This is a genomic window from Pedobacter sp. A2324 (assembly GCF_059693705.1).
In genome coordinates this window covers 103,239-118,837 of record NZ_JCASSK010000003.1, presented here as the reverse complement: position 1 = coordinate 118,837, position 15,599 = coordinate 103,239, and the positions used below count along the sequence as shown (strand labels likewise).

General features: G+C 41.7%; 10 protein-coding genes. 2 read left to right on the top strand and 8 right to left on the bottom strand.

Annotated elements, in window-relative coordinates; all coding sequences use genetic code 11:
* Position 1: 1 nt before the first annotated feature.
* Positions 2–562: a sigma-70 family RNA polymerase sigma factor gene (locus AC570I_RS09810; RefSeq protein ID WP_497405319.1), complete on the bottom strand. Its 561-nt coding sequence runs from the start codon at positions 560–562 to the stop codon at positions 2–4.
* 200 nt (positions 563–762) lie between these two features.
* Here AC570I_RS09810 and AC570I_RS09805 point away from each other — a divergent pair, with 200 nt between their 5' ends.
* Together AC570I_RS09805 and AC570I_RS09800 are read left to right on the top strand one after the other, a co-directional pair.
* Positions 763–1,710: an NAD-dependent epimerase/dehydratase family protein gene (locus tag AC570I_RS09805; protein WP_497405318.1), complete on the top strand. Its 948-nt coding sequence runs from the start codon at positions 763–765 to the stop codon at positions 1,708–1,710.
* A 131-nt stretch (positions 1,711–1,841) separates the two neighbouring features.
* Positions 1,842–2,570, top strand: coding sequence for a YebC/PmpR family DNA-binding transcriptional regulator (locus AC570I_RS09800; protein ID WP_047799035.1), 729 nt, complete (start codon positions 1,842–1,844; stop codon positions 2,568–2,570).
* Between the two features lie 44 nt (positions 2,571–2,614).
* Here the strand turns inward: AC570I_RS09800 and AC570I_RS09795 are convergent, their stop codons facing one another.
* From AC570I_RS09795 to AC570I_RS09765, 7 genes are all read right to left on the bottom strand, one after another.
* The gene (locus tag AC570I_RS09795) at positions 2,615–3,394 is read right to left on the bottom strand and encodes a carboxylesterase family protein (RefSeq protein ID WP_497405317.1); all 780 of its coding nucleotides are present in this window, start codon (positions 3,392–3,394) and stop codon (positions 2,615–2,617) included.
* Between the two features lie 78 nt (positions 3,395–3,472).
* Complete coding sequence (gene bglX, locus AC570I_RS09790; protein ID WP_497405316.1) at positions 3,473–5,770, bottom strand: beta-glucosidase BglX; 2,298 nt, start codon at positions 5,768–5,770, stop codon at positions 3,473–3,475.
* A gap of 31 nt (positions 5,771–5,801) precedes the next feature.
* A complete protein-coding gene (locus AC570I_RS09785) occupies positions 5,802–7,547 on the bottom strand; it encodes a discoidin domain-containing protein (protein WP_497405315.1) in 1,746 nt (581 codons plus the stop codon).
* 77 nt (positions 7,548–7,624) lie between these two features.
* A complete protein-coding gene (locus tag AC570I_RS09780) occupies positions 7,625–8,992 on the bottom strand; it encodes a glucoamylase family protein (protein ID WP_497405314.1) in 1,368 nt (455 codons plus the stop codon).
* 13 nt (positions 8,993–9,005) lie between these two features.
* Positions 9,006–10,670, bottom strand: coding sequence for a glucoamylase family protein (locus AC570I_RS09775; RefSeq protein ID WP_497405313.1), 1,665 nt, complete (start codon positions 10,668–10,670; stop codon positions 9,006–9,008).
* Positions 10,671–10,730: 60 nt separating this feature from the next.
* Entirely contained in the window at positions 10,731–12,209 is a 1,479-nt protein-coding gene (locus AC570I_RS09770; RefSeq protein WP_497405312.1) for a RagB/SusD family nutrient uptake outer membrane protein, read from the bottom strand.
* Positions 12,210–12,219: 10 nt separating this feature from the next.
* Positions 12,220–15,261 carry a SusC/RagA family TonB-linked outer membrane protein gene (locus AC570I_RS09765; protein WP_497405311.1) on the bottom strand — a complete coding sequence of 1,014 codons (3,042 nt, stop codon included), beginning with the start codon at positions 15,259–15,261 and terminating at the stop codon, positions 12,220–12,222.
* Positions 15,262–15,599: the final 338 nt, after the last annotated feature.

The following is a 15,599-nucleotide window of genomic DNA, read 5'->3' as shown; positions in this document are numbered from 1 at the left end:
ACTACAAAAAGATGTAAAAATTCTTAATGTATTCTTTAATTCTCTTGATTGAACGGGTAATGTGGTACTCAACCGCTTTTTCAGAGATGTTGAGTTCGGCAGCGATGTCTTTGGTGGAATGGTGTTGATAGCGGCTTAGCCTGAATACTTCCTGTGTTTTTTCCGGCAATGAATTAATGCTTTTTTCGATAATGGATGTCAGGTCATGCAAGTCGACCAGGTTGCTGGTCTCTTCATGATGCTCAGAATAGGTCAAAGTTTGGTACTCCATGTACTTATTTGCGCTTACCAGGCTTCTGATGTGATTAATCACGCTCAGCTTTAATGCGCCGAACAGCCAGGCATTAAGGTTGTTGATTTCCAGCTCTGCATGTTTCTGCCAAAGCGAAATAAAAATGTTTTGAACGAGCTCCTCTGCAACTACCTTATCACCAGTTTTCCTGTATGCCGTAATAAGTAATGCTTTTGAAAAAGAGAAATAAATTTGTTCGTACGCCAGCTTATCGCCTCGCTTAAGACGCTCCACTAAATCTATTGACTTTTCAGGCGCTAGAGGAGTCATTTATTTATTTGGTTATCAGGGTGACTGACTGTAAAAGTAATAAAATATTTTATTCTCAACTGTTAACGTAGCAAAATACCCAACACCGCAGGTGTTTAAATGTTGAGGTTGAAAAAATATAGTTAAAGCTACGTACTTAGCTTAAATATTTTATAGCCCTTTTCTATCAAATTTTTACCTTTGCGAAATCTATAAACATTATGCAAGAAAAAATTATTGTTTTAGGTTCCAACGGACAAATCGGTACCGAGTTGGTGACCACACTACGCAAGATATATGGTGAAGATCATGTTGTGGCCTGCGACATCCGCAGACCAGATTACGACATCAAAAATTCTGCGCCATTCGAGTTTGTGAACGTGCTTGACAAGGAAATGATTAATGGCATTTTCAAAAAGTACAAACCCACTCAGGTTTATCTGTTGGCCGCATTGTTATCTGCAACAGGAGAGCAAAATCCTAAACTGGCATGGGACCTGAATATGAACGGTCTTTTGAACGTTTTGGATTTAGCACTGGAATATAAGGTAGCCAAAGTGTATTGGCCAAGCTCAATCGCCGTTTTCGGACCTAATTCTCCAAAAGATAATACCTCACAATATTGTGTGATGGATCCAAATACTGTTTATGGCATCAGTAAGCTTGCCGGCGAACGCTGGTGTGAATATTATAACCAAAAGTACGGACTGGACGTTCGGAGCATTCGGTATCCGGGATTAATCAGCTGGAAAGCTGCACCTGGTGGGGGAACAACAGATTATGCTATCCATATTTTTCACGAAGCATTGAAAAAAGGCAGTTACCAAAGCTTTCTTAGTGCGGGAACCGAACTTCCTATGATGTATATGGATGATGCCATCCGTGGTACGATCGAGTTAATGGATGCTCCTGCAGATCAGATTTCAGTGAGAAGCAGTTATAACTTCGGCGGAGTGAGCTTCACTCCGGAAGTACTGGCGGCAGAAATTAGAAAACATATTCCCGATTTTAAGTTAACTTACGCCGATAATGATCCCCGTCAGCAAATTGCAAACAGCTGGCCAAGATCAATTGATGATCAGTTCGCCGCGATAGACTGGGGGTGGAAACCAGAATTCGATTTATCGAAAATGACAACAGATATGTTAAATAATTTAAAAAAGAGCTAAAAACTAAAGCAAAATAATAAAGCTGAAACAATAAAGCGGAATAGAAAATAAATAAAATTGATCGTGTTTTTCAGGCATACATTTCTTGATGTCTGATACAAATGCCTGATATAAAATATTTCATACTAACAATGGGAAGAGCATTCGAATTTAGAAAAGAGAGAAAATTTAAGCGTTGGGCCAAAATGGCTGTTCAGTTTACGCGTATTGGAAAAGATATTGTAATGGCCGTTAAGGAATCGGGACCTCATCCTGAAACGAACTCGCGCCTGCGTACGGCTATGCAAAACGCTAAAGCAGTAAACATGCCAAAAGATAGGGTGGAGGCTGCGATCAAGCGTGCCTCTGATAAATCTATGGCCAATTATGAAGAGATTGTTTACGAAGGTTACGCACCTCACGGTGTTGCAGTACTTATCGAAACAGCCACAGATAATACCAATCGTACGGTGGCAAACGTGCGTAGCTATTTCAACAAAACTGATGGCTCACTAGGTAAAACCGGTTCATTAGACTTTGTTTTCAATCGTAAGTCTATTTTTCGTTTCGTACCTGCAGAAGGACTGGATCTGGAAGAACTGGAGTTTGAATTGATCGATGCAGGTTTGGAAGAACTCTATGTAGAGGCCGATGAAGAAGGAAATGATGTTGCTGTTGCACAAGGTGCTTTCGAAAATTTCGGATCTCTGCAAAAAGCATTGGAAGAAAAAGGTATTGAACTGAAAAGCTCAAAATTAGAGCGTATCGCATTGTCACATCACGAGGTTACTGAAGAGCAGGCAGCTGACGTACTGAAACTGATCGACAAATTAGAAGAGGACGATGACGTACAGGCGGTTTATCATAATATGGCCGAATAAATCACAATAAAAAACCTCAGCTTACATAAGCTGAGGTTTTTTTATTACTTCTTGTGGCTAAATAACCAGGGCAATAAGCCCGGCTCTGCAAAGGCACTATCCCAGCTGTTGTGATTTGCATTCGGATAAAGCGTAAACTTGACTTCCTGTCCAACCATCTTCAAACGTTCTGAAATGGCAATAGAATAAGCCGGATCTACAACATCATCTTTCGCTCCGTGAAAAATCCATAAGGGCACCGTTTCATACTTTTTAATGTTATTGGTATTATCACCCCCGCAAATGGCAAACGCTGCGGCGAAGGTTCGCCGTTGCCTCCTTAATAATTCATAAGTGCCCATTCCACCCATGGATAACCCTCCAACATAAACCTGTTGTTTGTTTACAAAAGGCTTCTTTAAAAAGTCTTTTACCATTCGCTGTAAGGCATGCATGGCCTTTGTTGGTTTACCTCCCTCAACAAAGCTGAAATTTCTTTTGCCTTTGTCATTAGTGGTAATGTTTACATTGGCCCAGTAATCATTTGCTGCACACTGGGGGAAAATCACGATGGCCGGGAAGGTCTTCCTGACATCAGCAGTCAAAAAAAGTTTAGCCCCATGCGTTAACTGTTTCTCGTTGTCACTGCCACTCTCTCCACGACCATGAAGTACAAATAACACCGGATATTTTTGTTTTGGGTCGAACTGCTCGGCGAAAAGGATTCTATAGTAAATGGAATCTGTCCCCTTCACATAGCTCCCCCTATCATATTTCTTAAAATCCTGAGCGTTAAGAGCGTTTGCTGTAATCAGCAGGCAGATGGCCAGAAAAATCTTTTTCATACAACAAAAATAGAAAACCCTGACTATTTTACAATAGCACAGGGTTCCATAACACTAACCTAACAATTTGTGAATTGATTATTTTAAAGCAAATGCCGCTTCTTTAACATCTCTTGAATTGGTACCAATAAACACCTGGAAATCTCCAGGCTCGGCAACAAATTTTAAATCTGAATTATAAAATTTAAGGTCATTTTCTGAAATATTGAAAGTAATGGTCTTGCTTTCGCCAGCCTTCAGGCTTACTTTCTGAAAACCTTTTAATTCTTTTACCGGGCGGGTTATGCTGCCAACCAAATCGCGGAGATATAATTGTACAACTTCTTTACCATCGTATTTTCCACTGTTGGTCAACGTAACCGAAGCCGTAATTGATTTACCTTTGGTTAAGGTATTTGAGCTCAGTTTAACATCGCTGTAGGTAAATGTAGTGTAGCTTAAACCGAAACCGAAAGGATACAACGGATCATTGCTTACATCTAAATAATTGGAGCGGAACTTTTCAAACCATTTGCCCTCTGCCAGGGGACGGCCGGTATTCTTGTGTGCGTAGTATAATGGCACCTGACCAACGTTTTGGGGGAAGGTTGCACTCAGTTTACCTGAAGGATTTACCTTTCCAAAAAGCACGTCGGCAATGGAATTCCCAGCTTCGCTTCCAGGGAACCATACATTTAAAATGGCTGGTATGTTTTCCGACTCCCACTTCAATGCCAGCGGACGTCCGGTGAACAATACCAATACAATCGGTTTTCCGGTTTTAGCCAAAGCCTTTAGCAGGTTTTTTTGCGTTTCAGGAATCTGTATGTCAGTTACACTGCTGCTTTCGCCTGTAAATTCTGAGCCTTCACCTAAAGTAGTCACGATGACATCCGATTTCTCTGCTACTTTTAAGGCTTCTTTGATCAGCTCTTCCTCCGACCTTGAATCGCGTTTGTAAGTAGGATTGTGAACGTTAACATAGCGATGCTCTAAGGCTGAATCTGCCAGAAAATTTGAACCACGGGCGGTTAATATTTTAACATCACTGCCTGCTGCATTTTTTAATCCCTGTAACACGGTTACCGATTTGTCGAACAAAGCTGCAACACTCCAGGTACCGTACATATTAGCAGTATTGTCGGCCAAGGGACCGATTAAACCAATTGTTCCGCTTTTTTTAAGGGGAAGAAGGTTGTTGTTGTTTTTAAGCAAAACAAAGCTTTCTGCCGAAATCTCTCTGGCTGCCTGGCGGTTTTCTGCATTGAATACTTCCTTTTCCGCACGTTGGGCATCACAGAATTTATAGGGGTCTGTAAATAAACCTAATTTGTATTTTGCCTGAAGCACAAGGCGACAAGCTCTGTTGATCTCATTAACCGATACTTTCTTTTCTGCTAATGATTTTTTTAGCGTACCTAAGAAACCTTCGCCCACCATATCCATATCAACACCTGCGTTCATGGCGAGGGCAGAGACGGTCTGTAAATCGCCCATACCATGTGCGATCATTTCAGGAATACCTGTGTAGTCTGTAACCACAAAGCCTTTAAAGCCCCATTGATTACGCAAAACTTCTGTCATTAACCATTTACTGCCTGTCGCCGGAATTCCGTCTACCTCGTTAAAGGAAGCCATAATGCTGGCTGCACCTGCATCAACAGCAGCTTTATAAGGCGGAAAATACTCATTATACATGCGTACTTTGCCCATGTCTGTGGTATTGTAATCCCTGCCAGCTTCAGCGGCTCCATACAAAGCATAGTGTTTAACACAGGCCAGGATCTCGTTGTTGGCCTGTAGTTTTCCCTGATAACCTTTAACCATAGCCGCTGCAATCTGCGATCCCAGGTACGGATCCTCACCATTTCCTTCTGAAATACGTCCCCAGCGCGGATCACGCGAAATGTCTACCATTGGAGAGAAGGTCCAGTTGATACCGCTGGCACTCGCCTCAATAGCAGCCACCCTTGCTGATTTCTGAACTGCTGCCATATCCCATGTACAGCTCATTCCCAGCGGAATTGGAAATACAGTATTGTAGCCGTGGATGACATCCATTCCAAATAACAAGGGGATTTTCATCCGGCTTTCTTCTATCGCCACCTTCTGTACGGCTCTGATTTTTTCAACACCCTTAATGTTGAACAAGCCACCTACCTGACCATCCTTTATCTTCTTGCCAATATCGCTGCTGTTTGCCTGTCCGGTAGTAATATCTCCCGAACTTGGTAAATTCAGCTGCCCGATTTTTTCATCAACCGTCATTTTCGACATGAGGTTATCGATAAACGTATTCATTTTTGCATCTGCCGCAGATACAGGTTTTTTGGTTTGTGCCGAAACATTCAACACCAGGGTTGTTAATAAAACAACAAGGATTCTCGCTCTGTTCATTATATATATGTGTGTTTAATTCATTTAAAATTTATTCAACTTTTTTAACTGCGGTTCTGGCCGATACCCCATTCTCATTGATTGATTCAATAGAGAAATAATAAGTTTTCTGACTGTCCATTGCTTTAAACCAGTGTTCATTGAAGTCGTGGATCATGATGCAGTTATAAAGCTTATCGGGAGCCGTTCCGTAATAAAGATTATAGGCAAAAGCATTATCAACTGGCTGCCATTTAATATAAGCACTGCGTTTATCTTTCTCAGTCCTCAGTACAATCAGGTTTTTTACTTCGGCGGGCTTTTGGCCATTCCCATTACCGAAAATCCGTAAACCGCTAATGGCAAACTTTCCGGTAGGCATATGGATATTCACCATTTTGATAAATCTGGTTTTAACTGGTTTCTCAAGTTCAATATAATCGTGAGGTACATCAGTTTTGTTTTTACTTTTATCAACCAGCATAGTCCACTTTTTGCCGTCTGTGGATGACAATAATTTATACTGGTGATAAATTCCCGTCTGCTTTCCGATAAATTCAGCGTCCTGATCGGCATAGTTAATCTGTATGGCATTTACAGTAGCGAGGCTTCCTAGGTCAGTCTGGATCCATTCGCCACTATTTGACGTTTTTGCACTCCAGTAGGTTTTAATGCTTTCATCAACTGCGTTGTTGGCGTGAAAACTACCGAGGGTGGAAGAAACGGTTACTGGCTTTTTATAGTTAATCAGCATCCATCCCGGACCTGCAGGGCCGCCTTCTTTACGTTCCGAAGGGAGGTATAGCGGGTAATCGCCGAAAGCAGTATTGGTCCACATCACATCATCCTTATCGAAACCTGTTGGCCAGATGCCCATTCTGCGTTCCCAGGTGTTTTTTACACAGATGATGCTGGTCGAAATGTGCCAGTAGTTACTGCTTTTATCCATGAAGGTTGCACCATGGCCTGCGCCCCGCGAGAAACCGCCACCTTTATAGCTGAGCGGGTCAGACTGCGGAATAGCCTCCGGCCCATCAAACAAAGGTTTGCTGCCTACCACAACGCCATCCGAATAGCCACTAAACTCTGTTCCTGGTGCCCCATACTGGAAATAATATTTGCCGTTGTGCTTGGTCATCCATGCCCCTTCAGCAAAGGCATCCAGAAAGGTATTGTCCATATGCTCTCCAAACCTTTGCCAGCCATAGCGCCAGCCTTGTAACAGGTACATTGGGGTGCGTGTGCCAATGGGTTTAAATGTTTTACGATTCAGTTCTATTCCATACATCGGATATACATTGCTGCTGCCGTTGTACATGTAAAACCTCCCGTCATCATCTGTGAAGAATGCCGGATCCCAGCCCCCTATTTCTAATGAATCTACCAGGGGAAACCATTTGTTTCCCAATGGATCAGTGCTTCCCCATAAGGTAAAATTCTTCGTATATGTACTTCCGAAAACCACTACAGTATCCCCGATAATTCCCACTCCAGGTGCACAAAGCTCATCTTTCGTTTTGTTCCAGGGACGGAGAAATTTACGCTCAATAAATTTCCAGTTCAGCATATCCGAACTGTGCCAGTAACCCCATTGGTTGGTGCTGAATAGCAGAAATTCCCCTTTGTAATTTACAATTACGGGATCAGCTGTAGCACGGTGCTTTCCCCATTCAGTAAACGACTCGAAAGGCGTATATCCGTAATCAACATTGATGGGATTACAGTATGTTTTTTGCCTCTGGGCATGCAGCACCAGAAACGAGGTCAAAATGAAAAGGGTAAGTATGATTTTTCTCATATGGTAAACTTTACACATTCATTGCCGGGGCGCAGCCATCTCATTTAAGATCATCTCCATGCCTCACATTAGGTCAATTATTTTATCTCCGTACTTTTAAAACCTAACTTGCTAAGCCCTTTTTGTACATCTTTATTACTCATAAACAGTTTCCACAGCAAGCCGGAACGGTAGTTTTCAATCATCACCACCATCGGACCCTGATCAATGCCTAAATACCTTTTCGGGTACCAGTTATCCGTTTCTGAAAAAGCGTCATAAAATCCATATTTACCCCAAACCTTTTCTCCCAGGTTTTCATATAAATACCTGATCACTTTCATAGATTCTTTTGGTGTATATGGAATTGAAGAGATTGCTGCGGTAGGGGATATCACGCCGAAGTCTTCCTGAGGATTGTGTGCCGCGTATCCTTTAACCGAATAACTTGCAGTTAACCCCCAGCTGTTCTCACTATAGCCTTTAAAGCCTTTTGGGTTGGCAACACAATAATCGTGAATGGCCAGTGTATGATTTACATTGTTTTCCCAATAATTTGCATACTGATCTTTTAAGCCTTTTGGATTTAAACCGAGATAAGAATAATGTGCCCAGAACAATGGTCCTACAGATCCTTTCTGACCTTGGTAGTCGAGTGTAAAAGGATGGCCGTACACTTCGAAGCTGGTTTTGATTTCTCCTTTACGGGCCCAACCTTCGTGGTAAACTGACGCGGGTACAGTATGTGTAGGAGAAGAAGCAGCCAGCACGTACATAATCAAACATTCGTTATAGCCTTTTACGGGAAAATTCATTTCCCAATGGTACTCAGGGGACCAGTGCCAGTAAAGTACATTTTGCCCGCCGTTTCGGTACCAGTTGAAATCGATGCCTCTCCATAATTCATCTGCTTTTTTTGCCAAAGCTTTTTCCTCGGCTGATCCGTTTTGATAGTAGGCATTGATGCAGATTAACGACTGGGCAATAAACGATGTTTCTACCAGATCACCACCGTTATCCTTTTTGCCAAAGGGCCGTACTTTTCCGGTTTCACCATATAGCCAGTGTGGCCAGGCACCATGAAAACGATCTGCTTTCTCCAGAAAATTAAGGATTTTATTCAGGCGCTTCAAGCCATCCGCTTTAGATACGTAGCCCCTGTCGATACCACTCAGAATTGCCATTAAACCAAATCCTGTCGCACCTGTAGCAACCGTGCTTTTGTCATTTTCAGGATAAATATTGTCAACGTGAAAACGCTCCCGGCCTGCACCTGAAACAGGCTCTGCTCCATCCCAGAAATATTGAAAGGTTTGCTTTTGTACCAGATTGAGCAACTGCTCATCGGTTAAATTCTTTTTAATGCTTAACTCCGGATGATAAGGTTTTTTAGCCTGTTGCGCAAAAGAAGAGAAGGATAATGTGAGTGGGATAAAAATTAGTATTTTTCGGAACGTAGCTTTCATATCGGGAATAGATTTAAAGGTTAGGGCTGCTAAAACCTAAGTTTTTCATAGTGGTTCTTACTTCTGGTGCACTCATAAAAAGGTTCCAGATTAATTTCGTTCTGTAATTTTCGATCATCACTACGATAGGCCCCTGATCAATAGCCAGCGTTGATGATGCAAACCAGGCGTCTTTCAGGGTGAAGGCGTCGTAGAATCCGTAATCTCCCCACATTTTATTTCCTAACTTGTAATAAAAATATCTTAGAGCCTGCATCGATTCCGCAGGTGTGTAGGCTATTGAGCTGATGGCTGCCGTGGGGGCTATTGTTCCAACATCATTGGTCGTTGAACTAGCCGTATAGCCATTTTGAATGTCGCTGGCAGTCAATCCCCAGCAGTTCTCGCCATATCCATAGTTACCAGCCGGGTTGGCCTTGCAGTAGTTGTAATTAATCAGTGTATGCGCTTTTGTTTGTGTCTCGTAATTGGCGTAAGCATCACTTAATCCGATGGGGTTAATACCCATAAAAGAGTAATGGGAGAAAAATAACGGTCCTCCGCCAGCAGTTCCGAGGGGAAGCTGAACATCATAGTAAGTATTGCCATTTTTCATTGCTCCATTCTTTGCCCAGCCAGTATCATAAACTGTTTTCGGAATAGCATAAGGAGAGGATGCAGCGGCCAGCACATACGTGATCAAACACTCATTCCAACCCGTGATGGGCAGGTTCATATCCCAGTTGTATGTAGGGCTCCAGTGCCAGTATAATGTGTTACTGTTATCTTTTCTGTACCAGTTCCATTCTACTGCATTATAAATGGTATTGATATCGCTCCTTAATGTGGTTTCGTCTGCATCTGTACCATTGAAATATTGCCTGGCAGTGAGTAAGCCTGCCATGAGGTAAGAAGTTTCTACCAGATCGCCTCCATTATCTTTTGTGCTGAAAGGAATAACTTTGCCTGTACTTCCGTCCAGCCAGTGGGGATAAGCACCGTGGAAACGGTCGGCGGTTTTTAGAAATGATACCATCTTCCGGATACGGGCAAGGCCTTCAGCACGGCTAATAAAATTGCGGCTGATGCCAGTGATTAAAGCCATCACCCCGAATCCTGAACCACCGGAAGTAACGATATTCCCGGATGAATTCCTTTCTCTGGCCAAACCACTAACAGGGTGCCCAAACTCCCAGAAATATTTAAAGGTTTGCTTTTGAACCAGGGTTAAAAGATCATCATCACTGATCCGGGAAAATTTATCAGTATCATCCGGGGCAGTAGTGAGATTAACCACTACGCTGCTTTGGAGTTTACTTCCTGTTTTGGAAAGTAATCCAGGATTCACCGTTAATGTATATTTTGTAATCGGTTGTAGCGCAGATGGCGTAACTACAACGGTATTATCGTTGTTCTCTAATATCGAAGTATAAGATATGGCGTTGCCGGCCTGATCTTTTAATATGATGTTTCCATCAATAGAGGAGCTGTTAATTTTAGATAAGAAGGTTAATTTCAATACAGGTAAAGTATTCAGGCCATAGTAGGAGAGTCCGTTGTAACTGCCATTTACCGTTAGTGAGGAGAAAGCATAAGTCGACGGTATTGTAGACGGATTTGTAGCATCAGCCGTTTCGCTTTTTTTACAGGATAAAAAGCTGAATAGGAATAAGCAGGAAATCATCCAGTATTTTGTCATGAGGAGATATTAAAATAAAGGCCGCCACCATGGGCAGCCCTTATTTTTATTTATGTTGTTTTAGTAACCTGGGTTTTGCGTTAATAAACCGCCACTGATATCGATTTCTGTTTGTGGGATTGGCCAAACTTCATTTTTATTTGCTTTCCAGCCTTTAACACCGAAAACAGCTGTTCCACGTCCCTGACGGATCACATCGAAATAACGATCATACTCCATGGCCAATTCTACCTGGCGCTCTTTCCAGATCGCATTACGTAGTGTAGTTTGATCGGTAGAAGTAACTTTAGGAAGAATTGCTGCATTACCCTGGCGTGCTCTTGCTCTAACGATTTCAAGTGAACTAATAGCCTGAGCACTGTTTCCTAATTCGTTGGCAGCTTCAGCATTCATCAATAAGATATCCGAATAACGCAATACCCTGAAGTTTTGCTGACAACCCTCATTGAAACCACTTACATACATGCTGAAAGGAACATATGATTTTTGGTTGTACATTGGGTTATCACCAGTTGCTGCTATCACATCACCTTGTGGGGTAGTTTCACCTCTGAAAATTATTGTCGCATCCCTGCGGGGATCTCCTGTTTCGAATGCCGCTGCTAATGCTGACGTAGGTACATTAAAGCCCCATCCGCCACCAGTGACGCCGCGTACACCCTGAACCTGAGAATATTGTGAGTTAGAAGCAGCTGCATTTCCAGGAATTAAAGCTGCCTGAATTTCAAACACTGATTCAACGCCATTTTCAGCTGCAACACGGAAAACATTATCATAAACAGGAAGCAACGAATAACCTAAGGTCATTACGGAATTCGTGTAAGAAAGTACATCGCTCCATTTCTTTTGATACATGGCAACTTTAGCGTGAAGGCCTAATGCCGCACCTTTTGTGGCTCTTCCCAAATCTGTAGCCAGATAGCTTTGAGGCAGAACTGCAGCTGCATCATTTAAATCCGACTCGATTAAAGCATAAACCTGTGCTTTTGGAGATTTCGCAATATTGTATTCACTTGCATCGGCAGCAACAGTTGTTCTTAAAGGAATGTCTCCAAAAGCTCTCACTAACCTAAAATAAGATAATGCACGAATAAACTTAGCCTCTGCTAAATACCTGCTTTTAAGCGCTGCATCCATCGAAATTTTTGGAACATTGGTCAACACCTGATTAGCAAGAAAGATATTTTGATATTGTGCATTCCAGAAGCCAGATAATTGCCCGTCAGCCGGATTTACACTAAAGGTATCGTAGTCATTGAAATATGTTGCATCGGTAGGGCTACTTCCTTTTTCTGCCTCATCTGCACCCATGCTTTCCACAGCTATAGCCGGGAAAGCGGTATTACCCCAAGCCCTTAAATTTGCATAAATTGAATTTACTCCTTTAGCTGCGTCATTCTGATCTACCCAAAAGGTGCCGGATGCTTGTTCTGCCTGAGTTGGAACGTCTAAAAAGCTTTTTTTACAGCCAGGCGTAATAGTTACTAAGCCTAAAAGGCCTATTCCTAAAACAGCATTTTTATATATTATATTTTTCATTGTTTTAGTTTTAGAAAGTTACGTTAATACCAAAGTTGTATGTAGCAAATAATGGATACACATTAGCGTCGATACCAGCATTCAGTGATGATGGACTATTTTGAGTTGTCGAGGCTACAATCTCCGGGCTAAATCCTTTATATCCGAAAATGTTAAGTGCATTCTGCGCATTGGCGTAAAAACGAACTTTTTGCATTTTTAATTTTTCAGTGATTGCTTTTGGCAAGGTATAACCCAATTGAGCATTACGGATTCTAAAATATGAACCACTTTCTACAAAGAATGAATTTGGCGCAGAGTTGGCTGATCCGCCCACGTTTGCTGATGGATAGGTATTTGATGTCCCAGCACCATGCCATCTGTTATCATAAAAATCTTTTGTGAAGTTCTCGTTTCCGTAACGGAATGCAATGTTGGCATTATAAACCTCAACACCTGCTACACCCTGGAAATCCAAAGCAAGGTCGAAATTTTTGTATTCAAAACTAGTGTTGAAACCATAGGTGAATCTAGGGTTAGGATTTCCCAGAACAACCTTATCATTTGCATTGATAATGCCATCTCCATTAACATCCTGATATTTAAAGCCGCCTGGAGCAGCGTTCGACTGCGTTGGTGATGATGCAATTTCTGCTGCAGTCTGGAAAATTCCAACTACCTGATAGCCGTAAAATTGTCCCACTGGTTGACCTGCAACTGTTCTTGTTGCCAGATACCCGTTGGTAATCCCAGTACTTCCTGCGTAAATTGGATTTGCACCTGAAACTACATTGGTAACCTTATTGGCATTATATGCCACGTTCCCACTAAGTGAGTATCCGAAGCCACCCTCCGAACGATCTCTCCATGTTGCCGAAAATTCAAAGCCTTTGTTCTCCAGATCCGCCTGATTTCCTAAGATTTGAGGATCTTTTGAACCTAAACTACCCAAAATTGGTAAATTGAATATCGACTGTGAAGTTTTTCGTAGATAGTAGTCGGCTTCTATTGACAACCTGCTTTTAAGTAATGAGGCCTCAAAACCAATGTTTGTACCCACTCCACGTTCCCAGGAAATTGTTGGTGGAACATAAGAGAAAACGTTTGCACCCGTATAAGTTAAATCATTACCGAAAACTGCAGTAAGATCTGGTGTTTGAGTGATGTTTAACTGAGTTGGATTTCTTGGAACTGCTGCGTTTCCAATCTTACCCCAGCTACCACGGATTTTTAGTGAGTTAAAGATCTGTTGGTCTTTCATAAAACCTTCCTCCGTTACTACCCAGCCTAAACCTACGGATGGGAAATAACCCCAGGTATCAGATCCAAAAAACTGAGAGGCCCCGTCTGCACGAACGGATGCATTCAAAAGGTATTTGTTTTTGAAACTGTAGTTTGCTCTGGTAAAATATGATGCAAACTTATAAAGTGAGCCTCCATCAACAATTGTTCTGCTGGCTAAGTCACCTAGTGTTAAATATAAGTCTGCCTCAGTGTTGAACGGAACATTTTGAGCGGTACCTGTTAAGTTGTAACTTTTGTTCTGTTGTGCAGATTGTCCAACTAATACTGTCAGGTTATGATCCTTTGCGATCGTATTATTATAAGTCAGGGTATTTTCAATTAACCAGTTTCTGGTTTCTGTTCTTCCCAGGGTTAAAGTACTTATGTTACTTTGTTGAGCCAGGGTAGCATAGTATTTTGGCACATATGCTCTTGTCTCAATTTGTCCGAATTCTCCACCCAAACTTGTCTTGAATGTGAAATGCTTTGCAAATTTTAATTCAGCATATACATTTCCTGTAACCCTGTTGTTTTTTGATTGTGAATTGAAAAAATCTAAAGTTGCCTGTGGATTGAAGTTAGCACCATCACCTAAATTCTGACTTTTGGGATCGCCATAGCTACCGTCTGCATTGAATACCGGTACTGTTGGAGAAGCTGCAAATAATTGATGATAAATACTCGATGGGTTGTCTTTAGTGTTTCCCATCACTCCTGTAACAGTATAGCCAACTTTCAATGGTTTGAAAATTTGGATATCATTTGACAAGCGGGCAGTGTATCTTTTATAATTATTGGTTTTAATAATACCATCCTGATTCAGATAACCGAGCGATAAATTGTAATTAGATTTTTCTGAACCACCCATTATCGAAACCTGATGGTTGGTCACAAGCGCGTTTCTCAAAGCCTGATCGTACCAGTTTGTTCCTTCCCCAAGGTTGGTATTACTGAATAATGCAGCATTGCCATTTGATGTATACAACTCATTTATAATGGTTGCATATTCTGATGCATTTGCCATTTCAACCTGATTGGTCACTTTTTGGAAACCAACATAGCCATCATAATTAATAGTAGTTGGAGTATTGGTACGCCCTTTTTTAGTCGTTACCAGAACAACTCCGTTCGCGGCACGAATACCGAAAATTGACTGTGCTGAGGCATCTTTCAAAATACTGATATTTTCAATGTCGCCGGGATTTAAAAAGTTGATATCGTCATACCAAACACCGTCAACTACGTATAAAGGGTTTGCAGAACCATAAATAGTTCCCTGGCCTCTGATTTTGATTTGAGGGGAACTTCCCGGACTACCTGCGTTTGTAATTGTTACCCCAGCTACTTTTCCTTGCAATGCACTCACAGGATTTGTCGACGCCTGTTTCGAGATCTCTTCTCCTTTTACACTCGCCACCGATCCTGTTACATCAATCTTTCTTTGCGTGCCGTAACCCACCACTACAACTTGCTCGAGTTGTTGCGTACTGGAAAGTAATGCTACATTAATAGAGGTGCGGTTAGCTACTGCCTGCTCTTGTGCAGTATAACCAACGAAGTTAAATACCAGTGTTGCTGTTGATGGTACACTGATCGAATAGTTTCCATCGGCATCTGTTTGCGTGCCTCCTTGTGCGCCTTTAATTGTAATGGTTACGCCTGGCAAAGATGACTTGTCACCTCCGTCAGTTACCTTACCTTTTACGGTAATGTTTTGCGCAATTGCTACGTTAATGGTTAGCAAGCAAAGTGCAGCGAGAACAGAAATTCTTGTAAAGATTCTTTTCATGCTATTATTATAATTTAGTTTAATTGTTATGTTAAAGTTGAGGTTGTTTTTCTGCTTGTGCAAGTGCCAAGACCTATACATTATTACATCAAATGTTAAATTGTTGTTTTGTGTAAGAGGATACCGAACGCGATTTTGGCCTAAAAACGCACTTTTTGATGCAAGAGAATGTTAAAATGCATAGTCTAAGTGTATTTTTTACACAAAGGGTGTTGTAGGGTATAAAAAACCGCCCTGAGCAGGTAATGATGTAGTGATGTCAACCACTATTTAACGCGCAGTTTACAAAAAACGGTTATTAATCAAAACCGGATCAAGCGCTTTCCGTAATACTTTCG